The organism is Francisella sp. XLW-1, from assembly GCF_008711455.1.
GTDB classification, from domain to species: Bacteria; Pseudomonadota; Gammaproteobacteria; order Francisellales; family Francisellaceae; genus Francisella; species Francisella salimarina.
Window position 1 is genome coordinate 231,160 of sequence record NZ_VXKP01000003.1, and the last position, 24,426, is coordinate 255,585.

The following is a 24,426-nucleotide window of genomic DNA, read 5'->3' on the forward strand; positions in this document are numbered from 1 at the left end:
TTTGAAAAGCTACAAGAGCTTAGACATATATCTTGCCTATCTAGGTTTAGTTCCTTTCATATTCTTTTCATCATGTATACTACTAGGCCACAACAGCTTTCTAATATTTGAAAATATAGTAAAAGCTCTATCCGTATATGGATTAGTTATTACATGTTTTATGGCTGGAACCCATTGGGGCAGACAAATTAATTTAGAGCCTAGCTTCACAAAGACATTGATACAAGTTGCTAGTAATTTAATTGCCATAATAATTTGGCTTGGATATCTAAACTTAGATCCACAAGATTTTATATTATTACTCATAGCAGAATTTTTAATACTACTCAAAGTCGATTACTACTTCTATAAATTAAACCTTATCAGTTCAAAATATTTCAAATGTATAAGACTACCAATAACACTATGCGTTGTTATTTCACTATCAGTTTCTTGGAGTCTTGTATGAAAGTGGCAATAATAGGTGCTGGTCTTGCTGGATTAACCGCTGCAAACATTCTAAAAGATTTGGCACAAATAACTATTTTTGAGAAATCTCGTGGAGTTAGTGGCAGAATGTCAACAAGATATGCTGACCCTTACTACTTTGATCATGGAGCTCAATATTTCACTGCTAAATCCCTTGAATTTAAAGAGTTCCTTAAACCAATGATAGATCAAGGTATAATCAAAAACTGGCAAGCAAATTTTGTTGAAATCAAAAACTCTGAGATAATAAGTCAAAAACCTTGGGGTAATGAATATAAACATTATGTTGGCTCTCCTAAAATGAATGCCATAGCGCAATACTTAGCTCAAGATCTAGATATATCTCTGAACACGCGTGTTAGCTCTATTACCAAAAAAGATAGACTTTGGATTGTTAAGGATGATAACAATCAATTTTTAGGATGTTTTGACTGGATTATTTTTGCAATCCCATCAGACCAACTTAAAGATTTACTACCTCAAAACACTTCTTTCTATAACCAAATTAGCTCGATAAAAATGGATAGCTGCTTTTCACTAATGCTTGGTTATGATAAAGAGATTAATCTGAATTTTGATGCTGCTCTAGTACATGACGAGATAATTAGTTGGATATCTCTCAACAGCTCAAAACCAGATCGTAATACCCCTAGCTGCTTAATTATACACTCTGCAAATAAATGGGCTAATCAATATATTGATTACGATCGTGAACAAATCCTAGAAACAATTTTTGAAAGAGTCAAAGAGATATTAGCTATAAATCTAAATCAGCCAGATTATAGAAGACTACATGCCTGGCGTTATGCAAATATAGGTAAACAAAATACACCTGGTTACTTTATTGATACAAACCAAAATATATCCGCATGTGGTGACTGGTGTATAAAGGGGCGTGTTGAGTCTGCATTTACAAGTGCTTCAATATTGGCCAATCAGATTAAAAATTTATTATAATATCAAAAACAGAATCAAATATTATCGAAACATACCCTATCTTATTATTATATACTTAGCTGCCTCTTCAGGAGTTATTGTTCCGGCTTTAAGAAGGTTTTCTATACTTTGCTCCATAGTTGCCATACCTTTTGCCGTACCAGTCTGAAGAGCCGTGTATATTTGAGAAAGCTTATTCTCTTTTATCATATTTCTGATACCAGTATTAGAAATAAGAACCTCATATCCAGCAACACGACCACCACCTTTACGCTTAAGAAGACGCTGAGATATTACAATCTGTAAAGATTCTGCTAACATATTACGGACTAGCTCCTGCTCAGCTGGTGGAAATACCGATATTACCCTATCCACTGTTTTGATTGCTGACATTGTATGTAATGTTCCTAGTACCAAGTGGCCTGTTTCAGCAGCTTCAAGAGCCAAACGTATAGTCTCTAGGTCACGCATCTCCCCTACAAGGATACAATCTGGATCTTCCCTTAATGCTGATTTTAAAGCCGCATTAAAGCTTCTTGTATCTCTTTTGACCTCACGCTGGTTAACTAAAGCTCTTTGGCTTGTATGTACAAATTCAACAGGGTCTTCAATCGTTAGGATATGGGAATCTTCTTTTTGGTTTATCTCGTTTACTAAAGCTGCTAATGTACTACTTTTACCAGAACCTGTAGGTCCGGTAACAAGTATCAAACCACCCTTTTTAGCTTGAACTGTTTTCAGAATCTTAGGAGCCCCGAACTGATCTAGAGTGGGGATAGTATTCTCTAAACGACGAAATACAGCACCATACCCACGATTATGAAAAAATGCATTAACCCTAAATCTTGCATCATTATCTTTATCATCAATTGAAAAATCGCATTCATAAGTCTCTACAAGCTCATCCTTTTGATCATCTGTCATAATCTCCAAGAGCATTTGAGAGATCATCTTATCATTTAATACAGGAGATGTTTCGATATCAATCAAGTCCCCATCAATTCTATACTTAGCTTTACAACCAGATGATAAATGTAAGTCTGACGCTTTTTTTTGCACACACAGAGTTAATAATTTTCTTATCATATATAAAAAATAAAATTAATAGTTATAGTAAAACTTTATCACTATTAAGAAACAAAAAAAACAAAGAATTAAATTATTTTTAGAGATAAATTATTTGAATAATTTTTTGAAGAAATTAGCTATTCTTGCAAATGGACAAGAAGAGTCTTTAGAACAAGAATTATTATCAGTTTTTACTGAACTAGATTTTTTTTTTTGATCCATCATATCTTTAAGAACTGTTTGCAAGATACCGCCGTTCTTCAGATAATCAACATCAACATCTGCATCTAGACGAGCTAATGCTTCAAACGTTGTAGTATGAGCAGTCTTAGGATGTACAGCTTCAACAACAACTGTTTGACGAGGCTGAATATTATTCAAGTTTTTGATATTGAACATTTCAGTACCATCTAGACCAAGAGTCTTAGCACTTTGACCATCAAGATATTGAAGAGGTAACACACCCATACCCACAAGATTAGATCTATGGATTCTCTCATAGCTCTCAGCTATAACTGCTTTAACACCCAATAGGAAAGTACCTTTTGCAGCCCAGTCACGTGATGAGCCAGTACCATATTCTTTACCAGCCAAAATAACTAGAGGAATATCTTTCTCTTTATACTTCATAGCAGCGTCAAATACATACTGTTGAGAGCCATCAAGATGATACTTAGTATATCCTCCTTCTACGCCATCAAGAAGTAAGTTACGAATACGGATATTAGCAAATGTACCTCTCATCATAACTTCATGGTTACCACGACGAGAACCATAAGAGTTGAAATCTTTTTTCTCTACACCGTGAGACTTCAAATATTGTCCAGCAGGATACTCTTCTGGAATAGCTCCAGCAGGTGAAATATGGTCTGTAGTTACAGAGTCACCCAACATAAGTAAAGTTCTAGCACCCTTGATATCTAGGTCATCATTACCCTCTGCAAACTTCTCAAAGAAGCTTGGGCATTGGATATAAGTAGAAGAACTGTCAAACTCATAAAGCTTACCTTCAGGAGCATCAAGTTTCTTCCAATCTTCTGTACCATCAAGAACTGTAGCATATGCTTTTTCAAACATTGCAGAATTGATTACATCAGATTGGATTGCAGCAATTTCTTCTGTAGTAGGCCAAATATCTGCCAAGTATACAGTATTACCTTCCGCATCAGTTCCAATTGCATCTTCAACAGGATCAAAATCAACAGTACCAGCTAAAGCATAAGCAACCACATGAATAGGAGATGCTAGATAGTTTGCTTTAACATGAGGGTTAATACGACCTTCAAAGTTACGGTTACCTGAACTTACAGAAGATACTACAAGATCAGCCTCATTGATTGCATCAACAACAGGCTCATCTAAAGGTCCTGAGTTACCAATACAAGTAGTACAACCATAACCTACTAAGTTGAAGCCTAAATTCTCTAGCTCTGGCAACAAATTAGCTTTCTCAAGATATTGAGTTACTACTTGAGATCCAGGTGCTAAAGATGTTTTAACAAAAGGCTTAACTTTAAGACCTTTCTCATTAGCTTTTTTAGCTAATAAACCAGCACCTAAAAGTAGTGATGGGTTTGATGTATTTGTACATGAAGTAATTGCAGCAATAGCAAGAGAACCATGAGTGATTTTCTCACCTAAACCTTTTACTTCTGCAGATTTCTTAAGTTGCTCTTCTGTCAAGCCAAAACCATGTAGACCCTGCTCATGAACCAGAGCCTCTGCAAATGCTTTTTTCATATCATGGAAAGCAACTCTATCTTGTGGACGCTTAGGACCAGCAAGGTTAGACTCGATATCAGATAAGTTTATCTCTACAACACTAGAGTATTCAGGCTCTTCTGATGGATTCTCTCTAAATAGTAATTGCTCTTTATACATATCACGAGCTGCATCAACAAGCTCACTACGGTTTGTATTGTTAAAGAAGTCTAATGTTACTTCATCAACTGGGAAGAAACCTATCGTAGCACCGTACTCTGGAGCCATGTTAGCGATAGTAGCTCTATCTGGTAGAGATAAGCTCTCGAGGCCTTCTCCATAGTACTCAACAAACTTACCTACAACACCATGCTTTCTAAGTGCTTCTGTAATCTCAAGTACTAAGTCAGTTGCCGTTACACCAGTTTTTAACTTACCAGTTAGTTTAACACCAACCACATCTGGAAGTACCATGTAGTACGGCTGACCCAGCATTACAGCCTCAGCTTCGATACCACCTACACCCCAACCTACTACACCAACACCATTGATCATAGTAGTATGAGAGTCTGTACCTACTAATGTGTCTGGATAAATTACATCTTCACCATCAATATTTTTAACTAGTGCTCCTTTTGCAAGGTACTCTAAGTTAACTTGGTGAATAATACCCATCCCAGGTGGTACTACAGTGAAATCATCAAATGCCTTTTGTGCCCACTTAAGTAGACTATATCTTTCACCATTTCTTTCAAACTCTTTAGCCACGTTTTGTGCTAGAGCTGTTTTTGTACCATAGAAATCAACTTGTACAGAGTGGTCAATTACCATAGCTGTATCTACAAGAGGATTAATCTTATCAGCATCACCACCGGCGTCTTTGATAGCCTTTCTCATAGCAGCTAAATCAACAACCGCTGGTACACCTGTAAAGTCTTGCATCACCACTCTAGCTGGCATATGTGGAATTTCAGGTCTTGAGCTAGCTTTAGCGTCCCAATCTAAAACCTTATGCATATCATCTTCTTTTACTTTGTAGCCATCTATATTTCTTAGTTGGTTTTCAAGTAATACTCTGATAGAGTAAGGAAGACGAGTTACATCTTTACCAAGCTCTTGAGAAAGTTTCTTTAAGCTATATAGAGAGTATTTCTTTCCTTTTTCCTCTATCTGTAGCTTAGTGATATTTTTAATATCAGACATGCTTTAACCTCCGTAGATACTAATTAATTTTTGCATAACACGCGTATATTTTAACCTGTTAATGACTATTTGTATATAAAATATAATCTTTCAGCTATTTTGCATCACTTTAATAGTGAAATATCAAGCTTGCCTTTTTTGAAAGGTGGACACCATAAGTAGCTTGTCTCAATAATTTTTGAAAATTTAAATACTCCATCAACAATACCATCACTACAACCAAGCATATTACCCATCTGTAAATTGAATGATCTAAATGATAATGCAAACGCAGAGAACATGAAGCCTCCATTTAGATTATCATCTGACCAAGGCATTGATCTTCTTAGCAACTCTGCTTCTGGATCAAAATTTTCTTTGGCAGATCTCTTAACATGAGCGAAGTCTTTCAAATCCTTAAACTGATGAGAATCATCCAAAGATCTACCAATACACTCTTCTTTCGCTGATTGGCTTGCACTATTTAACCAATCAAAGTCATGTAACCATTGCTGAAGAACCCAAAAGCTCGACCCCTCTAACTTGCCTTCTGGTATTACCGATGCTGGAACAACCTCTTCACCCTTAGGATTCTCAATACCATCTTCAAATCCTGATAAATCATACTTTCCATGATAGGTATAGCTAGAAACTATTTTTTCTACAGTAAAGAAATCTTGCAATGCTTTTCTGATGTTTAATGCGTTATGAAATAGCTCTCCTCGATCATCACCTCTTAACCAAAGTACCAAGTCATAACCATCATTATCAGACATTCTTTCATTATTGAATTTAGCTCTTTTGAAATTATCATCACTAGGAAGATCAAACATTTGCAAAAGATCTTTACCAAATCCAGCAACCACACTCTTACCATCGACAAACTTTTGTAATACCTTCAATCCAAACTTGACATCATTATCTTTATTGATACTAAACATCATATATAAAGCAGATGATGGTAAACCCTCAGCAATTCCCAATTGATATTTAATTATTTCCATCTAACTTTCCCTTATAAAATTCTCTTTAATAGTTATAATATAAACAACTACTATAAAACTCCACAAACTAATGTTAAAAAAACAACTATCTTATTTCATTATTATAGGTATATTAGCATCAATAACTAACTTTGTTATTGTATGGTTCTTGGTTGAACTTGATATCTTTAAGCCTATGGTAGCAAATTTTTTTGCATTCCTTATTGCATTTAATGTCAGCTATTTTGGACATAGATTTTTGACATTCTCAACAACAACTCAATCACATAAAAAGGCTGCTACACAATTTTTCATTAATGTCATGATAGGTTTAGCTCTTAATGAAGGCATATATTATGTGTTGCTTCATCTTCTACATATACAATATTTACTTGCACTATTTATAACGATGGGATTAGTCGCAGTATATACTTTTGTCGTTAGTAAATTTCTCATCTTTAAGGCATAAGATGTTTAATATAAACAAGCAAATAGGAATATATATACACTTTCCTTGGTGTGTCCGTAAATGCCCTTACTGTGATTTTAACTCTCATGCAATCAAAGATGATACATATCTTTCACAGGATTATTACAAAAAACTAATTGCCGACTTTGATACTCATCTAACTGATCTACAAGATAGAGAAGTTATAAGTATTTTTATAGGGGGTGGCACACCTTCACTTTTCAAAGCTGATTATCTTGGTAAAGTTTTACAACACATAAAAGATAATTCAAAGCTTAATCCCAATTGTGAAATAACTCTAGAAATGAATCCTGGTACTGTCGAACGTGGTTCTATTTCAGAGTATGCAAATATTGGTATAAACCGTATCTCAGTTGGTGTACAAAGCTTTCAAAATGAAAAGCTGCGGTCATTGGGTAGAATCCATAATTGCGAAAATGTTTATACAACTATTGAAGAGATTAAGAATTCAACAATTTCGAATTTTAATATTGATATCATGCATGGGCTTCCCAATCAAAGCTTTGAGGATGGTATTTTTGACATTTCTCAAGCAATTACAATGAAGCCAACTCATATATCTTGGTACCAACTAACTATAGAACCAAATACTCTTTTTGCAGCAAAGCCTCCAAAACTACCAGACGAAGAAACTTTAGAGCAAATTGAAATAACTGGTAAAAAACTACTCCAACAATCTGGGTACTATCAATATGAGATATCCGCTTATGCAAAAGATAATTTAAGATCTATCCATAACTCAAACTATTGGAATTTCGGCGACTATATAGGTATTGGTGCTGGAGCTCATAGCAAGATTACAAACCTTCAAACCAAAGAGATTAAAAGAACCTGGAAACACAAACATCCCAAAATATATTCACAAGCAAATAACTGTATAAAAGATTTTAATACTGTTGGTAAAAATGAACTAATATATGAGTTTATGTTAAATGCTTTAAGATTAAAAAATGGCTTTGGTATCAGCACTTTTGAGCAACAAACTTTTTTATCTAAGAATGAAATTATCCAAAGATTATCGCAAGGGGTAGAAAAAGGGTTACTAAGTTTTTCTAACAACAAGATCGAGCCAACAGACAAAGGTTATTTATTTCTAAATGATTGTATTAACCTTTTTATCTAATCATCATATCTAATCTGAGATAACTTACCACTAATTGCATCAACATACGCCTTAACTTCCTGCTGGCTATTATCTACACATTCAATCTCATATACACCATTCTTACTTTCAATACTAGTAATAGTTTTACACCTATCACTAGGAACCGCCCTTATAGCTTCGCTCATATTGATTTCTTTAGAGCCTTTTTTTGGCAAGGGAACTTCACCTGTATTTGGGTCTATGTATATATATTCTTCTTTACCGGCATTATTGATAACTTTCGCCTTATAAGCTCCATCATCGTATTCTATTTTGTTAATTCCATCATATCCCTTGGCATAAATATTAGAAATAACTTTATCCATAGGTATAGAATTAGCTGGTGGAATATCATCTGCGTACATAACTGACGTAGATATTACTATCAATAAAATCATCTTAGAAGCTATTAGAACTTTTCTCATTTTTTAACTTATTTTTTTGAAAGATGACTTTAAATTACCATTACGAACTTATAATATCAATGGCATATAAAGCAATAGCTACTGTCCTAAAACAGTACTGACATAATTATTCATTTGTTTACGAAGAAACTCTATTATCCTTGTTCTATTTCTAAGGTGCTTTGACACTATTACTGCCTGCATATCATAAAAAGTTTCCGTTGTAATACTGTCTATACTAATTATAGATGAATTTGATATTTTGGCATAGTTATCCAAAAGAACCCCTGCTCCTAAACCTTTATCAATAAGAGATACTTTATGGCCATCATCCTCAACCAAATACTTTATATTTTTAATCTGTTGATTTACAGATTTACCATCTACCGTAATATTTAAGCTAAATGAAGGCTGATCTCTACGCATAATGAAAGGAAGTTCAAAAACATTTAAAGGGTTTGATTTTAAATCGTACTTATCTAATAGCTCTTGGTTAACATAAATCTTAGATGGCAAATTTACTGAATCTATAGTTGCACAGACCATCCAATGATCTTGATCTATTTTATCCAAATCTTTAAACGCTATAAATGCTATATCATAGTTATTCAACTGATAAATATAACTATTTGCTTGAGATAAAAGATAGCTATCAAATGTAAAAGTATACTCATTCTTAGGGTCTACCTCATGGATAGCTGGCGAAATATAATTAACAAAGGTTCTAGTGCCAAAAATTCTTATATATTTTAATTTATCAACACCTTTATATTTACTGGAAAGAATACTATTCTCTAAATCTATATATAGCTTATGACACGATGCATAGTATTTTTTACCATATTTTGTTATTTCGACTTTATTGCTACCTGATTGAATTAATTTAACTCCTAGATAACTTTCCAACAGCTCTAACTTATTTCTAATAGTATTAACTTCGACCGAATAATAACTCTTTACCGCTGCATAAGATCCCAGCTCTACTAATGATATAAAATACCTTGTACCTTCTATTATATTTTTGTCTACAACTTCTTTGACTTGTCTACTCATAGATAGCTAATTTAATTAGATATACCTAATACACTATAGCTATGTTATCAATAATAAAAAATATTTTATAGGTGCTATCGATATATTTACTTAAACAGCCCTCAATACAAGTATTTTAAAAATTATTTCTAACAAAGTCACTATATTAGATTTGGAAATTTAAGGATAATTAAATCTAATAATGTGCCTGCTCTAATTCCGTTTTTATAAGCAAAACTTTATCAAGAACTTCATTGATATGATTTGGGACTATATAAAACTATCAAGCTAGCTAAGAATATTGATTTTAAAGATTTTTCGATACTTGTTAGAAATGATATTTGGTGCACCGAGCGAGATTTGAACTCGCACGTCCTTCGGACACCACCCCCTCAAGATGGCGTGTCTACCAATTCCACCACCGGTGCAATTAAACTTTACTTAGATGCTGCTTCTTTAGTCGTAGAAGTTTTTGCAACCTCTTTTTGATATTGGTCATACTGACTAGCTATTGAGCTATCAGTGTTCGCAGTACTTACACTAGTCATTGTAGTGTGCGACTTTCCTAGGTATCCTAAAGTAAGGCAACATACAAAAAATACCGCTGTAAAAAACACTGTCATTTTAAATAGAAATGAAGCTGCACCTTTACTACCAAAAACAGTATTAGACGCTCCACCACCGAAAGAAACACCCATATTAGCTCCTTTACCTTGTTGCAACAACACAAGTGCCACAATAGCAATAGCAGCGATAATATCTATAGTTAAAATTATTCCGTACATATTTTATTTGCTTGATTTATTATTTCGTTAAACTCAGAAGCTTTCAATGATGCTCCTCCAATCAAACCACCATCTACATCTGGTAGGCTTAATATATCTTTAGCATTTTCAGCTTTTAGGCTACCACCATACACTATTTTCATATTTTTAGCAAGATTTTCATCTACTTTGGTCACTAGCGAACGAATAAACTGATGTGTTTCTTGCACCTGTTCTAATGATGCTACAACTCCTGTACCTATAGCCCAAACTGGCTCATACGCTATTACAACCCTAGCAAGTTGCTCAATAGACAAATTTTCTAGTATTAGGCTTAATTGTGTTGTTAATACTTTTTCTAACCTTCCACCTTGTCTATCTTCTAGCGACTCACCTATACAAACAACTGGCACAACTGATGTATCTATAATCTTATTAAGTTTTTTGAAAACATCTTGATCAGTCTCACCAAACAAAGATCTTCTTTCAGAATGTCCTATAAGTAGATAATTACATCCAATATCATGAAGCATATCAGCTGATAGCTCTCCAGTATATGCTCCATTATCATAAAAAGTAATATTTTGTAGACCTACTCCAATTTCTTTAGGAAGTTGTGCAAGCACCTCTTTGATATATACACTTGATGGAAACACAGCTACAGCGACTTTGTCACTATTGTACTCCGCTTGTGAAATACCTCTACAAAGCTCTTCTATGCTTGCAGAGTTACCATTCATCTTCCAATTGCCCATTATTAATTTTTGCATATCTATACCAACTTTTGTTTTACTTTTTCAACCAAATATTCTGCTTCTTTTGTAGCTAAATTCTTATTGTCTGCTTCGACCATAACTCTCAAGACAGGCTCAGTCCCTGAAGGCCTTAACAATACACGTCCACGATTACTCAAGCGCTCTTCAACTTCTGCAACATCACTAGCTAGCTTAGCTAAGTGATCAGATGTTACTTTAAAATTCAGTGGGACATTGATCATCGTTTGTTGCATCAACTCACCATCTAGCTTAAATGCCGATACTGGTTTATCATTTTGTGAAAAAATAGCTAGTAACTGTATAGCTGTGGACAAACCATCACCTGTAGTTCCAAAGTTTAGATTGATAACATGACCTGATGACTCACCACCTATCTTATAACCATGCTTAACTAAATCTTCTAAAACATATCTATCACCAACTTTAGAACGAATAAATGATATGTTATTTGACTTATAGTGATTTTCATAACTCATATTTGTCATCTGTGTACCTACTATACCAGCAGTACCTCCGCAAATATCACTATACTGCGCGATAATATTTAGTATTCCGTCACCATCAATCTCTTGAGCATTTTCATCAACGATAATAATTCTATCAGCATCTCCATCTAATGATATTCCTAAATCAGCATTATGCTCTTTTACAGCTTTTTGAATATTAGAAATACAAGTCGCTCCACAATCAACATTTATGTTTAACCCATCAGGATTAGATGCTATAGAAATGTAATCAATACCAAATCTATCAAGCAAAACTTCAAAATGCTTTGAGGCAGCTCCGTGTGCGCAATCGATAACAACCTTTCCTTTATACTTAACTAAAGAGCCAAATCTATCAAATAGGTTTTCGATATATTCACGCATAAAACCATCAGCAACTTTATAACTACCAAATCTATATTCTGGTTGATAAATAAAGTCTGAATCTATTTTGGCTTCAATCTCTTCTTCTAACGCATCATCCAACTTAAAACCATCTGATGAAAAAAGCTTAACTCCGTTATCAGTAAATTTATTATGTGATGCAGTAATTACAAACCCAGCAGCTGCTTTATGCTTTACTGTTATGAATGCTACAACAGGAGTAGGAACCACTTCCAAATCAATAACATCAATCCCTGCCGCATTTAAACCTGAGACTAAGGCAAATTTTAAGAACTTTCCAGAGCTACGCGTATCTTGCCCAACAATAGCAATTTTAGGATAACCTTTATCAATTATGAATGTACCAACCGCATTCCCAAGTTTTTGCATAAACTCTGCCTGTATGACAGAGTTACCAACCTCTCCACGAATACCATCTGTACCAAAATACTTAGCCATAATCTTCCTTTAGTATTTTACCAACGACGAAACATTATACCCTTCAAGAACTTTTCTACCATTTAAGCCATCAAGCTCTATAACGAATATAAGGCCTGCAACATTTGCTTGAGTTTTCTCGATAAGCTGTACTGTGGCTTTTGCCGTACCACCAGTTGCCAACAAATCATCAACAACTAGCACACTATCTGACGGCTTAAAAGCATCTTTATGAATTTCTAAACTATCACTACCATACTCTAGCTCATAGCTTACACTATAAGTTTCTCTAGGAAGTTTGCCTGGCTTTCTAACAGGCACAAATCCTAAACCTAAGACTTCCGCAAGTGCAACCCCAAAAATAAAACCTCTACTTTCAGTACCTGCAATAATTGTTGGGTTTATACCCTTTGCTTTAAGTTCTTTAGCCATAGCCAAAGCAGTTATCTTCAGACCTTCAGGATCTGCTAGTAATGGAGTAATATCTCTAAAAATTATACCCGGCTTTGGAAAATCAGGCACGGCTACAATTCTATCTTTTATAAAATCTAAACTCATGGAAATATAATACCTTTAGAATAAGTTTGAATAGAATAATTAAACTTGTAAAAGAATTCTATTAGGATCTTCAAGCAATTCTTTGATCATCTTTAAAAATCTTACAGATGTTCCACCATCAATAATTCTATGATCATAAGATAATGCCAAGTACATGATTGGACGTATTTTGATCTCACCATTTACTACCATAGGTCTTTCGACAATGTTATGCATACCTAAGATTGCACTCTGTGGTGAGTTAATGATTGGTGTAGATAGCATAGATCCATAGGTACCACCATTAGTGATAGTGAACGTACCGCCTTGCATATCTTCTAAGCTTAACTTGCCATCACGACCTTTAATTGCTTTATCAAGCACATCAGCTTCTAGCTCCGCTAAGGATTTACTGTCAGTATCTCTTAAAACTGGTACTACTAAACCTCTATCTGTACCAACAGCAATACCGATATCAAAGAAGTTATGATAAACAATTTCATCACCATCAATTGAAGCATTAACATCAGGAAACTTCTTAAGAGCTTCAGTCGCAGCTTTTATAAAGAATGACATAAATCCAAGCTTAGTATCATGCTCTTTGACAAACATGTCTTTATATTTTTTTCTAAGCTCCATAACTGCTGTCATATCCACTTCATTAAAAGTAGTCAAAATCGCATTAGTATGTTGAACTTCAACTAACCTGTTTGCAATTGTTTGACGCAGACGAGTCATTTTAACTCTTTTTTCATATCTTGGACCTTGATTAGCAACTACAGTTGGCTGTTGTGGTTTACTACTAGATGCTGCCTTTTTAACATCTTCAGATGTTATACGTCCCTTTTTACCAGTACCTTCGATACTAGCGGCAGATTCTAATCCACTTGAATTAAACGCCTTACGCGCAGAAGGAACTAGATGCGGATCATTACCTGTGCTATCAGCTTGAGATCTCACTTCTTCTTTGGCTACTGTAGCAACAGCCGCACCTTCTGAAATTTTTGCAATTAATTCTGATGAAAGAACTGTTTCACCAGCAGGTTTCAATATTTTAGACAATACACCATTTGATGTCGCTGGAACTTCCATAACTACTTTATCAGTCTCTATCTCAGCTAAAATATCACCTTCGGCAACAGCTTCACCTTCTTGCTTATGCCACTCAGAAACTGTACCATCTGCAACAGACTCTGGGAAAACAGGTGCTTTAACATCGATTTCCTTACCTGATGATTGTGTAGCCTGAGCTGTTTCTTCAGTAGCAACCACTTCTTGATCAGAGTCTGCAGCCACAGCATCTGTATCAATACTTGCTAAAGATTCTTCAGAAAGCACAGTATCTCCTTCATGCTTTTTAATGCCTTTAAGGACTCCGCTCGCTGTCGCTGGAACTTCCATAACTACTTTATCAGTTTCAATTTCAGCGATAATATCACCTTCTTCAACAAAGTCGCCTTCATTCTTATTCCATTGAGCTAATGTGCCATCTGCAACGGACTCCGGAAACATAGGTACTTTTAATTCAACCATTTCTTACTCCTAGTAATAATTCAAATTTTATATTTCTAAAGCTCTATTAATAATTTCTTCTTGCTGCTTAACATACAAAGCGTGGTAACCGACTGCAGGAGTAGATGATCTTTCCCTTGCTACACATAGCAACTCTTGGTTTTTAGATACAAGCTTCTCTATAAAGTGTCTAATATTATACCAAGCTCCTTTGTTCTGCGGTTCTTCTTGCAACCATACAACTTTGTCAACTTGCTTATATTTTGCAAAGATATTTGCTAATTCCTCTTGTGGGAATGGATATAGCTCTTCGAGTCTTACTACAGCAATATCCTTATGAGTATCTTGCTTTTTAGCAATCAAATCATAATAAACTTTACCATTACAAAGTATTAATTTCTTGACTTTATTTTCACTAGCATTTACATCATCTATAATAGGCTCAAACTTACCTTTTGAAAGCTCTTCTAGTGTAGACACAGCCATAGGATTTCTTAATAAACTCTTAGGTGTCATTACGATCAATGGCTTTCTAAGCGGTCTAATCACTTGACGTCTTAATAAATGATAAATTTGTGCTGGTGTTGTAGGTGTACACACTTGCATATTTTTATTGGCACATGAACTCAAGAATCGTTCTAAACGCGCTGAAGAGTGCTCAGCACCAGCACCTTCTTGACCATGAGGCAAAAATAATGTCAAGCCAGACAAAATACCCCATTTTTCTTCTGCTGCCACTAAGAATTGATCTATTACAACCTGAGCAGTATTTACGAAGTCACCAAACTGCGCCTCCCAAATCACTAGAGAGTCAGGACTATAGCAACTATAACCATATTCAAAGCCTAACACTCCATACTCTGAAAGTGTAGAATCAATAATATCAAACCTAACATTTTCATTAATATGCTTCAGTGGTACATATTCTTTTAGCTGAGAACTAGTGTTCATGTTTTTAACAACAGCATGTCGATGAGAGAAAGTACCCCTACCACTATCTTCTCCAGATATTCTTACTGAATAACCTTCATCAAGTAGTGTTGCATAAGCAAGAGATTCTGCAAATCCCCAATTTAAAGGAAGCTCTCCGTTTGCCATCTTCACTCTATCTGTTAATGCCTTTTTAACTTGCATCTGCGCCTTAACTTCTTCAGGCACTTCACTCATTCTTAATGCTAGCTCTTTAAGACCTTCTTCAGCTATTGCGTTATAGCTATATTTAGTTTCTTGCTTACCTATATAAGGAAGCCAATCACAAACATTAAGTTTGTCTTTCACTGTTTTTCTATCAAGAATATCTATCGTAACTTTACCATTATCAAGCTTACTACGATAATTAGCATTCAACTGCGCAAGAAGGCCTGCATCAATAGCACCTTCGCTGATAAGTTTTTCACTATATAACTTTAATGTTGTAGGAAGCTTCTTAATTACCTCGTACATTTGTGGCTGAGTTCCTGATGGCTCATCAGTTTCATTATGTCCATTCCTACGATAACAAACCAAATCAATAACCACATCCTTATTGAATTTCATACGATACTCAAGAGCTATATCAGCAACCTTAAGAACAGCTTCAGGATCATCACAGTTTACATGAAATATTGGTGCATCAACCATCTTAGCAATATCAGTAGAATAATTACTACTTCTATTTACACCAAATGTACTACTAGTTGTAAACCCAACCTGGTTGTTAACTACAAGATGAACCGTACCACCAGTTCCATATGCTTCTGTGAGTGAAAAACCAAAAGTTTCCATAACAATACCTTGTCCACAGAAAGCCGAATCACCATGTATCAATATCGGTAAAACCTTGTTATGAACATTACCATCTAGCTTATCTTGTATAGCTTTAGCTGCACCTTCAACCACAGGATCAACAGTCTCAAGATGTGAAGGGTTAAATGCTAGTGCAATTTTTGCCTCTTTACCATCAACACACCTATAATTCGAGTACCCCATATGGTATTTAACATCACCAGATAAACTTTTTTCACTTTGCTTACCTTCAAACTCTTCAAACAAATCCTTAGGATTTTTACCCATCACATTTACAAGAACATTTAAACGTCCTCTATGAGCCATACCCAACTGAATGAATCTTGTTGAGTGTCTAGAAACTGCTTTTTCAATAACATGCTGAAGTGAAGGGATTAGAGATTCTCCACCCTCTAAGCCAAATCTCTTCTGACCAACATACCTTAGAGCTAAATATTTTTCTAACCCTTCAGCTGCAACTAGCTGCTGTAAAATCCATTTCTTATCTGATTGAGAGATAGACAAGTTTTTTTCAATCTTGTCTTGAAGCCATAATTTTTCTTCTTTATTTCCTATGTATCTATACTCATAGCCGACACTAGACTCATAAATTGATTTAGCTTTTTCTACCACTTCTTTAAGACTAATAGCCTTATTATCAGTAAAATCACCAAGATTAACCTTTTCAGACAAGTCTTTTTCAGAAAGTCCATGAGCAGACAATTCCAAATCAGAATCTCTCTGGTATTTCATTAGTCCTAATGGATCAATATTTGCTGATTTATAGCCATGTGAACGATAGGCTTTGACAAGAGCCTTAGCCTTTAGCCCAACATCTCCTTCGCCATTAACGATAGCTGTGGATGTAGCTTTATTTTTAGCCAGGAACTTAAACTCATCTACCAAATCACGATGTACAGTATCAGTTGAGCTAGCTATAGAATCAAAAAAGGACAACCATTTTGGATCAATATCCTCATAGTTGCCCATTACATAGTCATCATATATTGATTCAAGATACTCTAGATTACCTCCGAAGAGCTGGGTTGTTTCCAACCATTGACTAAAATCCGGTTGTTGTTTTTTCATATAAATACCTAAATAACAGGTTTTAAATTTTACACATTTTTACTTAGTAGTGCTGACCTAATCTTACCAATTGCTTCTGTAGGATTAAGACCTTTAGGACACACAGATACACAGTTCATAATTGTTCTACACCTAAAGAGACTAAAAGGATCTTTCAAATCATCTAATCTCTGCTCTGTAGCTGTATCTCTTGAGTCTGCGATAAACCTATATGCCTGCAATAAGCCTGACGGACCTATAAACTTATCTGGATTCCACCAGAATGATGGGCATGAAGTAGTACAACATGCACATAAAATACACTCATAAAGACCATCAAGCTTAGCTCTATCTTCAGGAGATTGTAATCTTTCCTTAACTGGTGGCTCTTCATCATTAATAAGATATGGTTTTACTTTTTCATAGTTTTTATAAAACTGCTTCATATCAACAATCAAATCTCTAACCACAGGTAAACCCGGCAAAGGATTAACCTTGATTGGCTGCTTCAACTCGCCAACTGAAGTAATACAAGCCAAGCGGTTTTTACCATTAATATTCATTCCATCAGAACCACAAACACCTTCTCTACAAGATCTTCTCATAGCTAATGTAGGGTCTTGCTCCTTAATGAGCTCAAGAGCTGTTAAAACTTTAACACCCTCATTTTCTACCGTAATAGTATATTCATCATAATATGGCTTTTTATCTACTTCTGGATTATATCTATAAATTTTAAATCTTACGTCCATTACACTAAATCCTCGTAATTAATACTTACGTTCTGCTGGTTGGAAAGCTTTAACCTTAGTAGGTGACATATTCACATCACGCTGTGATGTTTTATCACCATCTAAGAAATATAGCGTATGCTTCATCCAGTTTTTATCATCTCTATCAGGATAGTCTACTCTTGAGTGCGCCCCTCTAGACTCTTTTCTTTCAAGAGCCAACTTCGCAGTTGCTATCGCAGTTAATACTAGGTTATCTAGCTCTAGCGCTTCTATTCTCATCATATTGAAAATTCTAGAATTATCTTCAAGAACTGCATTATCCAGCCTTTCTCTAATCTTAAATAGCTTATCGAGACCTTCTTTCATTGTGCTTTCCTGTCTAAACACAGAAAAATACTGCTGCATTGTTTGTTGCAACTCTTTTCTAAGCACTGCGATCTTTTCTTGACAACCTCTCTGCTCAGAAGTATCCCACTTTGTGATTCTAGCAGTTGCTTTCTCAATATTCTCTTGCGAAACTTCCTTCATAGGCATACCTTCTTTAAGGCTTTGTTCAGCGTGCATACCAGCAGCTCTACCAAATACTACCAAATCTAACAATGAGTTACTACCAAGCCTATTAGCACCATGAACTGATACAGAAGCACATTCTCCAACAGCATATAAGCCGCCAATAACTTTATCTTCACCATCAACTTGAGTAATCACTTGGCCATGCTTATTAGTCGGTATACCTCCCATCTGATAATGACAAGTAGGTACAACAGGTATCGGTTTTTCTACAGGATCAATTCCAGCAAAAGTTCTACCCAATTCTCTAACTGTAGGAAGCCTTTCATCAATGACATCTTCACCCAAGTGTGTTAAGTCTAACCAAACACAGCTTGTACCGGAGAAAGTATCGCCTCGACCTTCCATAATTTCTTGCTGCGACGCACGAGATACAACGTCACGACAAGCAAGATCCTTAGCATTTGGAGCATATCTCTCCATGAATCTTTCACCATCTTTATTACGCAACACACCACCTTCGCCACGGCAGCCTTCAGTAACAAGAACCCCAGCTCCTGCAATACCAGTTGGATGAAACTGCCAAAACTCCATATCCTGAAGAGGAAGGTCAGCTCTTAGTGCCAGACCCATACCATCGCCAGTATTAATGTAAGCGTTAGTACTAGACTCATATATGCGTCCAGCCCCACCAGTAGCCAAAATTGTGATCTTAGCCTTTAAGAACACAGTTTCTCCTGTTTCGATACTTAAAGCTATGACACCTGCGACACTTCCATCATCAGCTTTAACTAAATCAACAGCAAACCACTCTGTATAAAAATCTGTTTTATGAGCCAAATTACCTTGGTATAAAGTATGTAAAAGAGCATGACCTGTTCTATCGGCTGCCGCGCAGGTTCTCTCAGCTTGATTAGCTGGGTCATAGTTTCTTGACATACCACCAAACGCTCGCTGATATATCTTGCCATTTTTGAGTCTTGAGAAAGGCATACCCATATGCTCTAGCTCAATAATTGATTGTGGAGCATGCTCACACATATACTCTATAGCGTCCTGATCACCAATATAATCAGAACCCTTAACAGTATCATACATGTGCCACTTCCAATCATCTGAAGGAAGATCATCATCAAAATCTATATTCCCCAAAGCTGCTGCGATACCACCCTGAGCCGCAACCGTGTGCGATCTAGTAGGGAAAACTTTAGAAACAACAGCTGTTTTAAAACCTGACTGCGAAAGCTGGAAAGATGCTCTCATACCAGCACCACCTGCTCCTATTACAATAGCGTCAAATTCTTGCGTAGCTATACTCATAAAAATAACCTCTTAGTAAAAAAATAAAACTGCAAACAACCAAAAAAAGCAGAATACATAAACTAAAACAAAACTCAGCATAACAAGAGCTGATGCCCAAGCACACTTAATGTAGTCACCACAGATAATCCAAATACCTACCCAAGCATGAAAAAACATTGCCAAATAAGCCATCAATGTAGCAACTCTGAAGAACATACCATCAGTAAACAAACCTCTCCAGCTATCGTAATTAAGAGTTCCTGAGTAGGACAAACATAAAGCCTCAACGATAAGATAACCAAAATAAGCTGCAATAATTACTGCAGTAACTCTTTGTACAAAAAAGTCTTTAATACCCGATGAAGTTAATGAAATTACAGCCATAAGTAACACCCCCATAAAATAGCCGATAAAACACCTAATACAATAACTAATAGCGAAGTAAATTTAGCAACCTTCATACTTTCACCAAAGCCCAAATCCATGATCATGTGTCTAACACCTGCGTAAACATGATATGTAATAGATGACAAAAAAAGCCAAAAAAACACGCTACACCAACCTTTGGTTAATATAGCAACTGTTTGCTGGTAGCCATCAGGACCCGCTAGAGTATAGTTCATACCAACCACTGCCAAAGGGATTGCAAAAATCAACACCACACCAGAGATACGGTGTAGTATAGAACTAATAGCGGTGATAGGAAACTTATAAGATTTAATTGACATTAAATCAACATTTGTAATTCTTTTCATGCTCGACATTCCTCCGAAGCAATTTTTATATGTATATCAGTAAATTGGATGTAAACCAATGTCATACCACAACCCTTAAATAATATATTTTTACTAAAACAAATTCAAATACTTAAACAGTTTTTTAATCCTTATTTAGTTTAAATTACAACAACACAAGCTACAAAACATTATCACATATAGCGAGAACACTTTAGGCTTATATTTTTTTTATTTGCAAAAGAGAAATCTTTAGCTTATTATTCCCCTGTAACGATACCTAATAAGCATATTTTTAAAAGGTATCTTTTTATTGCAAACCACTTGCATTGTATTTTTTGATCAACTCACTTGGAGGCCTATTAATGAGTAAATATGCAACTCTTAAGTATGCAGAAAAAAATATTGAAATAGAATTACCAGTCTACACTCCTAGCCTTGGTAATGACTGCATCGATGTATCATCTCTGGTAAAGCATGGTGTCTTTACTTACGATCCTGGATTTATGTCAACTGCTGCGTGTGAGTCTACAATCACATATATCGACGGTGGCAAAGGTGTTCTTCTTCACAGGGGCTATCCAATAGAAGAATGGACACAAAAATCAAACTACAGAAGTCTTTGCTATGCTTTAATATATGGAGAGCTTGGCAATGATACTCAAATCAACGATTTTAGAAGCGAAATCATTTCAAAAATGCCAGTATGTGAGCATGTCAAAGCTGCTATATCGTCTATGCCACAGCATACACACCCAATGTCTGGGTTAATTGCTGGTGTTAATGTATTAGCTGCTGAGCATATACACAATGGTCAAATAGAAGCTCAAGACGATGTTGCTAAAAATATTGTTGCTAAAATTGCTACTATTGCAGCAATGGCTTACAGACATAACCAAGGCAAAAAGTTCTTAGAACCTAAGAAAGAGTATGGCTACGCAGAAAACTTTATCTATATGATGTTTGGTGAAGATGAAAACTTTAAACCTGACGAGCTACATGTTAAGGCTATGGATACTATCTTCATGCTTCATGCTGATCATGAACAAAACGCTTCAACATCAACCGTTAGACTTTCTGGTTCAACTGGTAACTCTCCTTATGCTGCTATCATTGCTGGTATTACTGCTCTATGGGGTCCTGCTCATGGCGGTGCTAATGAAGCTGTATTAAAGATGCTATCAGAAATTGGTAGCGTTGATAATATCGACAAATTCATCGAGAAAGCGAAAGATAAAAATGATCCATTTAGACTAATGGGCTTCGGGCATAGAGTATACAAAAACACTGATCCGAGAGCCACAGCTATGAAAGCTAACTGCGAAGAAATTCTAGCTAAGCTAGGTAACAGTGACAACCCGCTTCTTGCCATAGCTAAAAAATTAGAAGAAATTGCCCTACAAGATAGCTATTTTATCGATAGAAAACTTTTCCCGAATGTAGATTTCTACTCAGGAATTATCTTAAAAGCTATGGGTATCCCAGAAAGCATGTTTACAGCGATATTTGCTCTTGCAAGAACTTCTGGCTGGATATCTCAATGGATCGAAATGGTTAATGATCCTGCACAAAAAATTGGGCGTCCAAGACAGCTATACACTGGTGCAACTAGTAGAGATCTTTAATTTAATCAAAACTACATTCTTATTTTATTTACTTTTCTACCCAATTAAACTACGATTCCTTTATCAGTAAATTTCTACCTTATGTATAATGAATAGCTCTCCAACATTTGGTGAAAAGTTAGTCGCACCATTTAAACAGCCTAAAATGCTTACAATGCTAATCCTTGGCTATGCATCAGGATTGCCTTTGATGCTTACAGCATCATCCTTACTACTTTGGTATCGAGATAGCGGCATCAACATTCAAAATATAAGCTTTCTAACACTAATAGCTATACCATATACTTTCAAATATTTATGGGCCCCATTTCTTGATAAAATCAATATCTTAAACATAGGTAGGCGCAAAGGATGGATACTTACAACACAAGTAACTCTAATAATACTGATCGCGCTCATGAGTCAATTATCCCCTGCAAATCAACCTCTTTTGATTGCATTCATTGGCTTTATGATATGCTTTACATCTGCGACACAAGATATTGCTATCAACGCATATCAAACAGAAGTCCTAAACGAAAGAGAGAAGGCTTTAGGTAACGCTATAGCAGTGATGGGTTACCGCATCGCCATGCTTGTTACAGGCTCATTAGTGTTAATATTTGCTGACTACTATAGTGGAGGTGCCGAGCCTATAAAAATATGCACCCCAAAACTTACCGAATACTACGGTGCAAGTACCTTATTTACCAATATTGATATAGTTTCAACTCAGAACCTTATATCCAATGGCTGGAGCTTAGCTTTAGTAACAATACTTGCATTTTTTATAATTTGCCCACTATATTGCATATTCTTGAGAGAATCCGCATCAACTATTGCTCCAAAAAATTTTAAAGAAGCCTTTATAGAACCCTTTATCGAATTCTTTAAACGACAAGGAATTAAAACAGCAATCATAATACTGTTAATAATAATTGGTTATAAGCTTGCAGATGCGATTGCGTTCTCACTCAATACGGTCTTTTTCGCCGATTTAGGCTTTGATAAAACCACGATAGCTGTTTCATACAAAGCCTTCTCATTAGCAGCCACACTAATAGGACTTATTACCGGTGGATTAATCGCTAACAAGATAGGAATTTTTAAAAGTTTTCTTTTCTTTAGCATTATTATGGCGTCAGCAAATCTAATGTACGTACTACTCGCAATCGTTGGTAAAAACTACTACTTAATGGTAGGCTCTGTTGCTGTCGAATACTTTTGTGGAGCAATGGGCACAGCAATACTTGTTGCAATGATAATGAGCCTTGTAAATATAAAGTTTTCAGCAACCCAATTTGCCGTACTTAGTTCGATTGACTCACTAGGAAGAGTTCTTGTAGGACCATTTGCCGGATATGTTCAAAGCCACTATAACTGGGAAGGACTCTTCATTGCTAGTTTCATAATCGGCATACTAATATCTACAATCATTTATATCTTCAGAAACAGAATCAAATTAATGGCAAATATTGAATAGGTTAACTCACTTATCTTTTCTGAAAAACAATAAAGAAATAATAAAAACTATCCATGGTAGCAAAAGAATCGCTAACACAACATTTTTTGTAATAGCAGTTATCTGAAGACTTGGGAATAATATAATTACCACCAAAACAAGAACTATAGAAAGCACACCTGCTATAAAAGAGAAAAGTGGTAGATTATTCTTAATCATCTATAACAGCCTATTTTACAAACTGCTCAGAAACAAACTCCCAATTTACAATATCCCACAGAGACTCAACATACTTAGGTCTAGCATTGCGGTAATCGATATAATATGCATGCTCCCAAACATCAAATGTTAGTAATGGCTTTTTACTCTCTGTTAGAGGACAACCTGCATTACTAGTAGTCACAATTTCAAGTTTACCATCAGTATTTTTAACCAGCCATGCCCAACCAGATCCAAATGTAGTCACTGCAGCTTTTGAAAACTGCTCTTTAAAACCATCTATTGACCCAAAAGTCTCAATTATAGCTGCTTTCAATTGACTAGATGCTTCAGTCTTATTAGGTGTTAGACAGTTCCAGTAAAATGTGTGATTATATACTTGAGCAGCATTATTAAATATACCACCGGAAGAAGTTTTTACTATTTCTTCCAAATTTTTACCAGCATGTTCTGTACCTTCAACCAAATTGTTTAGGTTTGTCACGTACGTTTGATGATGCTTACCGTAGTGATACTCAATCGTTTCTTTTGAAATAGTAGGCTCTAGTGCATCTAGTGCATAAGGTAGTTTTGGTAATTCAAATTTCATTTAATCATTCTCCTCGAACTAATTGAAGTTAATTATTATAGCATCTTAGTACTATACCCGTTTAGTATAATATGCTATCATTTTTTAGATAAAATTTCTAAGCTTAGTTGTTTAATCAAATAAAAAGGAAATAAAT

General features: G+C 35.4%; 23 protein-coding genes and 1 tRNA gene. 6 read left to right on the top strand and 18 right to left on the bottom strand.

The annotated features are described in order from the left end of the window. Position 1 precedes the first annotated feature (1 nt). Positions 2–448: a DUF3429 domain-containing protein gene (locus F3D59_RS05895; RefSeq protein WP_150464162.1), complete on the top strand. Its 447-nt coding sequence runs from the start codon at positions 2–4 to the stop codon at positions 446–448. Then, positions 445–1,425, top strand: coding sequence for an NAD(P)/FAD-dependent oxidoreductase (locus F3D59_RS05900; RefSeq protein WP_150464163.1), 981 nt, complete (start codon positions 445–447; stop codon positions 1,423–1,425). The genes F3D59_RS05895 and F3D59_RS05900 overlap by 4 nt, the downstream gene beginning before the upstream one ends. 36 nt (positions 1,426–1,461) lie before the next feature. On the opposite strand, the gene F3D59_RS05905 is transcribed toward F3D59_RS05900, so the two are convergent. From F3D59_RS05905 to F3D59_RS05915, 3 genes are all read right to left on the bottom strand, one after another. After that, on the bottom strand, positions 1,462–2,490 hold the full coding sequence (locus F3D59_RS05905; protein ID WP_146420883.1) for a type IV pilus twitching motility protein PilT: 1,029 nt from the start codon (positions 2,488–2,490) through the stop codon (positions 1,462–1,464). Positions 2,491–2,580: 90 nt separating this feature from the next. Further along, entirely contained in the window at positions 2,581–5,376 is a 2,796-nt protein-coding gene (gene acnA / locus F3D59_RS05910) for an aconitate hydratase AcnA (protein ID WP_150464164.1), read from the bottom strand. Positions 5,377–5,480: 104 nt separating this feature from the next. Continuing rightward, positions 5,481–6,359 carry a Dyp-type peroxidase gene (locus F3D59_RS05915; protein WP_150464165.1) on the bottom strand — a complete coding sequence of 293 codons (879 nt, stop codon included), beginning with the start codon at positions 6,357–6,359 and terminating at the stop codon, positions 5,481–5,483. A 70-nt stretch (positions 6,360–6,429) separates the two neighbouring features. Here F3D59_RS05915 and F3D59_RS05920 point away from each other — a divergent pair, with 70 nt between their 5' ends. Further along, positions 6,430–6,807: a GtrA family protein gene (locus F3D59_RS05920; RefSeq protein ID WP_013922365.1), complete on the top strand. Its 378-nt coding sequence runs from the start codon at positions 6,430–6,432 to the stop codon at positions 6,805–6,807. Between the two features lies 1 nt (position 6,808). Further along, entirely contained in the window at positions 6,809–7,951 is a 1,143-nt protein-coding gene (gene hemW / locus F3D59_RS05925; RefSeq protein WP_150464166.1) for a radical SAM family heme chaperone HemW, read from the top strand. Here the strand turns inward: hemW and F3D59_RS05930 are convergent. The 13 genes from F3D59_RS05930 to sdhC form a co-directional block, all read right to left on the bottom strand. Further along, entirely contained in the window at positions 7,948–8,397 is a 450-nt protein-coding gene (locus F3D59_RS05930; protein ID WP_150464167.1) for a PepSY domain-containing protein, read from the bottom strand. The two genes, hemW and F3D59_RS05930, sit on opposite strands and share 4 nt — an antisense overlap. A gap of 78 nt (positions 8,398–8,475) precedes the next feature. Beyond that, positions 8,476–9,429 carry a LysR family transcriptional regulator gene (locus F3D59_RS05935; protein ID WP_013922362.1) on the bottom strand — a complete coding sequence of 318 codons (954 nt, stop codon included), beginning with the start codon at positions 9,427–9,429 and terminating at the stop codon, positions 8,476–8,478. A gap of 321 nt (positions 9,430–9,750) precedes the next feature. Beyond that, positions 9,751–9,836 (bottom strand) — tRNA-Leu (locus F3D59_RS05940). Between the two features lie 9 nt (positions 9,837–9,845). After that, complete coding sequence (secG, locus tag F3D59_RS05945) at positions 9,846–10,193, bottom strand: preprotein translocase subunit SecG (RefSeq protein WP_149368856.1); 348 nt, start codon at positions 10,191–10,193, stop codon at positions 9,846–9,848. Continuing rightward, the gene (gene tpiA, locus F3D59_RS05950) at positions 10,181–10,942 is read right to left on the bottom strand and encodes a triose-phosphate isomerase (RefSeq protein ID WP_150464168.1); all 762 of its coding nucleotides are present in this window, start codon (positions 10,940–10,942) and stop codon (positions 10,181–10,183) included. The genes secG and tpiA overlap by 13 nt, the downstream gene beginning before the upstream one ends. 2 nt (positions 10,943–10,944) lie before the next feature. Next, the gene (gene glmM / locus F3D59_RS05955; RefSeq protein ID WP_150464169.1) at positions 10,945–12,276 is read right to left on the bottom strand and encodes a phosphoglucosamine mutase; all 1,332 of its coding nucleotides are present in this window, start codon (positions 12,274–12,276) and stop codon (positions 10,945–10,947) included. Between the two features lie 9 nt (positions 12,277–12,285). Further along, complete coding sequence (locus F3D59_RS05960) at positions 12,286–12,813, bottom strand: adenine phosphoribosyltransferase (protein WP_150464170.1); 528 nt, start codon at positions 12,811–12,813, stop codon at positions 12,286–12,288. Positions 12,814–12,852: 39 nt separating this feature from the next. Further along, entirely contained in the window at positions 12,853–14,325 is a 1,473-nt protein-coding gene (odhB, locus tag F3D59_RS05965) for a 2-oxoglutarate dehydrogenase complex dihydrolipoyllysine-residue succinyltransferase (protein WP_150464171.1), read from the bottom strand. Positions 14,326–14,352: 27 nt separating this feature from the next. Next, positions 14,353–17,157: a 2-oxoglutarate dehydrogenase E1 component gene (locus tag F3D59_RS05970; RefSeq protein WP_150464172.1), complete on the bottom strand. Its 2,805-nt coding sequence runs from the start codon at positions 17,155–17,157 to the stop codon at positions 14,353–14,355. Positions 17,158–17,186: 29 nt separating this feature from the next. Beyond that, the gene (locus F3D59_RS05975) at positions 17,187–17,888 is read right to left on the bottom strand and encodes a succinate dehydrogenase iron-sulfur subunit (protein WP_013922345.1); all 702 of its coding nucleotides are present in this window, start codon (positions 17,886–17,888) and stop codon (positions 17,187–17,189) included. 18 nt (positions 17,889–17,906) lie between these two features. After that, complete coding sequence (sdhA, locus tag F3D59_RS05980) at positions 17,907–19,700, bottom strand: succinate dehydrogenase flavoprotein subunit (RefSeq protein WP_146420896.1); 1,794 nt, start codon at positions 19,698–19,700, stop codon at positions 17,907–17,909. A gap of 12 nt (positions 19,701–19,712) precedes the next feature. Continuing rightward, a complete protein-coding gene (gene sdhD, locus F3D59_RS05985) occupies positions 19,713–20,081 on the bottom strand; it encodes a succinate dehydrogenase, hydrophobic membrane anchor protein (protein WP_146420897.1) in 369 nt (122 codons plus the stop codon). Continuing rightward, positions 20,057–20,437 (bottom strand): succinate dehydrogenase, cytochrome b556 subunit, encoded by a 381-nt coding sequence (gene sdhC / locus F3D59_RS05990; RefSeq protein ID WP_146420898.1) that lies wholly within the window; start codon positions 20,435–20,437, stop codon positions 20,057–20,059. The genes sdhD and sdhC overlap by 25 nt, the downstream gene beginning before the upstream one ends. 344 nt (positions 20,438–20,781) lie before the next feature. On the opposite strand from sdhC, the gene F3D59_RS05995 reads away from it, so the two are divergent. Both F3D59_RS05995 and F3D59_RS06000 read left to right on the top strand, forming a co-directional pair. Continuing rightward, the gene (locus F3D59_RS05995) at positions 20,782–22,041 is read left to right on the top strand and encodes a citrate synthase (protein WP_150464173.1); all 1,260 of its coding nucleotides are present in this window, start codon (positions 20,782–20,784) and stop codon (positions 22,039–22,041) included. Positions 22,042–22,129: 88 nt separating this feature from the next. After that, the gene (locus F3D59_RS06000) at positions 22,130–23,503 is read left to right on the top strand and encodes an AmpG family muropeptide MFS transporter (protein WP_150464174.1); all 1,374 of its coding nucleotides are present in this window, start codon (positions 22,130–22,132) and stop codon (positions 23,501–23,503) included. Between the two features lie 6 nt (positions 23,504–23,509). Here F3D59_RS06000 and F3D59_RS06005 read toward each other — a convergent pair whose 3' ends face one another. Both F3D59_RS06005 and F3D59_RS06010 read right to left on the bottom strand, forming a co-directional pair. After that, entirely contained in the window at positions 23,510–23,701 is a 192-nt protein-coding gene (locus F3D59_RS06005) for a hypothetical protein (RefSeq protein ID WP_013922339.1), read from the bottom strand. Between the two features lie 10 nt (positions 23,702–23,711). Next, positions 23,712–24,290: a superoxide dismutase gene (locus F3D59_RS06010; protein WP_150464175.1), complete on the bottom strand. Its 579-nt coding sequence runs from the start codon at positions 24,288–24,290 to the stop codon at positions 23,712–23,714. Positions 24,291–24,426: the final 136 nt, after the last annotated feature.

Bases quoted from the DNA above. Each gene is read 5' to 3' on its own strand.
- tpiA (WP_150464168.1), bottom strand. From the start codon at position 10,942: ATGCAAAAATTAATAATGGGCAATTGGAAGATGAATGGTAACTCTGCA.
- sdhA (WP_146420896.1), bottom strand. From the start codon at position 19,700: ATGAGTATAGCTACGCAAGAATTTGACGCTATTGTAATAGGAGCAGGT.
- F3D59_RS05930 (WP_150464167.1), bottom strand. From the start codon at position 8,397: ATGAGAAAAGTTCTAATAGCTTCTAAGATGATTTTATTGATAGTAATA.
- F3D59_RS05905 (WP_146420883.1), bottom strand. From the start codon at position 2,490: ATGATAAGAAAATTATTAACTCTGTGTGTGCAAAAAAAAGCGTCAGAC.
- acnA (WP_150464164.1), bottom strand. From the start codon at position 5,376: ATGTCTGATATTAAAAATATCACTAAGCTACAGATAGAGGAAAAAGGA.
- F3D59_RS05935 (WP_013922362.1), bottom strand. From the start codon at position 9,429: ATGAGTAGACAAGTCAAAGAAGTTGTAGACAAAAATATAATAGAAGGT.
- sdhC (WP_146420898.1), bottom strand. From the start codon at position 20,437: ATGAAAAGAATTACAAATGTTGATTTAATGTCAATTAAATCTTATAAG.
- F3D59_RS05960 (WP_150464170.1), bottom strand. From the start codon at position 12,813: ATGAGTTTAGATTTTATAAAAGATAGAATTGTAGCCGTGCCTGATTTT.
- secG (WP_149368856.1), bottom strand. From the start codon at position 10,193: ATGTACGGAATAATTTTAACTATAGATATTATCGCTGCTATTGCTATT.
- F3D59_RS06000 (WP_150464174.1), top strand. From the start codon at position 22,130: ATGAATAGCTCTCCAACATTTGGTGAAAAGTTAGTCGCACCATTTAAA.
- hemW (WP_150464166.1), top strand. From the start codon at position 6,809: ATGTTTAATATAAACAAGCAAATAGGAATATATATACACTTTCCTTGG.
- F3D59_RS05915 (WP_150464165.1), bottom strand. From the start codon at position 6,359: ATGGAAATAATTAAATATCAATTGGGAATTGCTGAGGGTTTACCATCA.
- F3D59_RS05995 (WP_150464173.1), top strand. From the start codon at position 20,782: ATGAGTAAATATGCAACTCTTAAGTATGCAGAAAAAAATATTGAAATA.
- F3D59_RS05900 (WP_150464163.1), top strand. From the start codon at position 445: ATGAAAGTGGCAATAATAGGTGCTGGTCTTGCTGGATTAACCGCTGCA.
- glmM (WP_150464169.1), bottom strand. From the start codon at position 12,276: ATGGCTAAGTATTTTGGTACAGATGGTATTCGTGGAGAGGTTGGTAAC.
- odhB (WP_150464171.1), bottom strand. From the start codon at position 14,325: ATGGTTGAATTAAAAGTACCTATGTTTCCGGAGTCCGTTGCAGATGGC.
- F3D59_RS05970 (WP_150464172.1), bottom strand. From the start codon at position 17,157: ATGAAAAAACAACAACCGGATTTTAGTCAATGGTTGGAAACAACCCAG.
- F3D59_RS06010 (WP_150464175.1), bottom strand. From the start codon at position 24,290: ATGAAATTTGAATTACCAAAACTACCTTATGCACTAGATGCACTAGAG.
- F3D59_RS06005 (WP_013922339.1), bottom strand. From the start codon at position 23,701: ATGATTAAGAATAATCTACCACTTTTCTCTTTTATAGCAGGTGTGCTT.
- F3D59_RS05920 (WP_013922365.1), top strand. From the start codon at position 6,430: ATGTTAAAAAAACAACTATCTTATTTCATTATTATAGGTATATTAGCA.
- sdhD (WP_146420897.1), bottom strand. From the start codon at position 20,081: ATGGGGGTGTTACTTATGGCTGTAATTTCATTAACTTCATCGGGTATT.
- F3D59_RS05975 (WP_013922345.1), bottom strand. From the start codon at position 17,888: ATGGACGTAAGATTTAAAATTTATAGATATAATCCAGAAGTAGATAAA.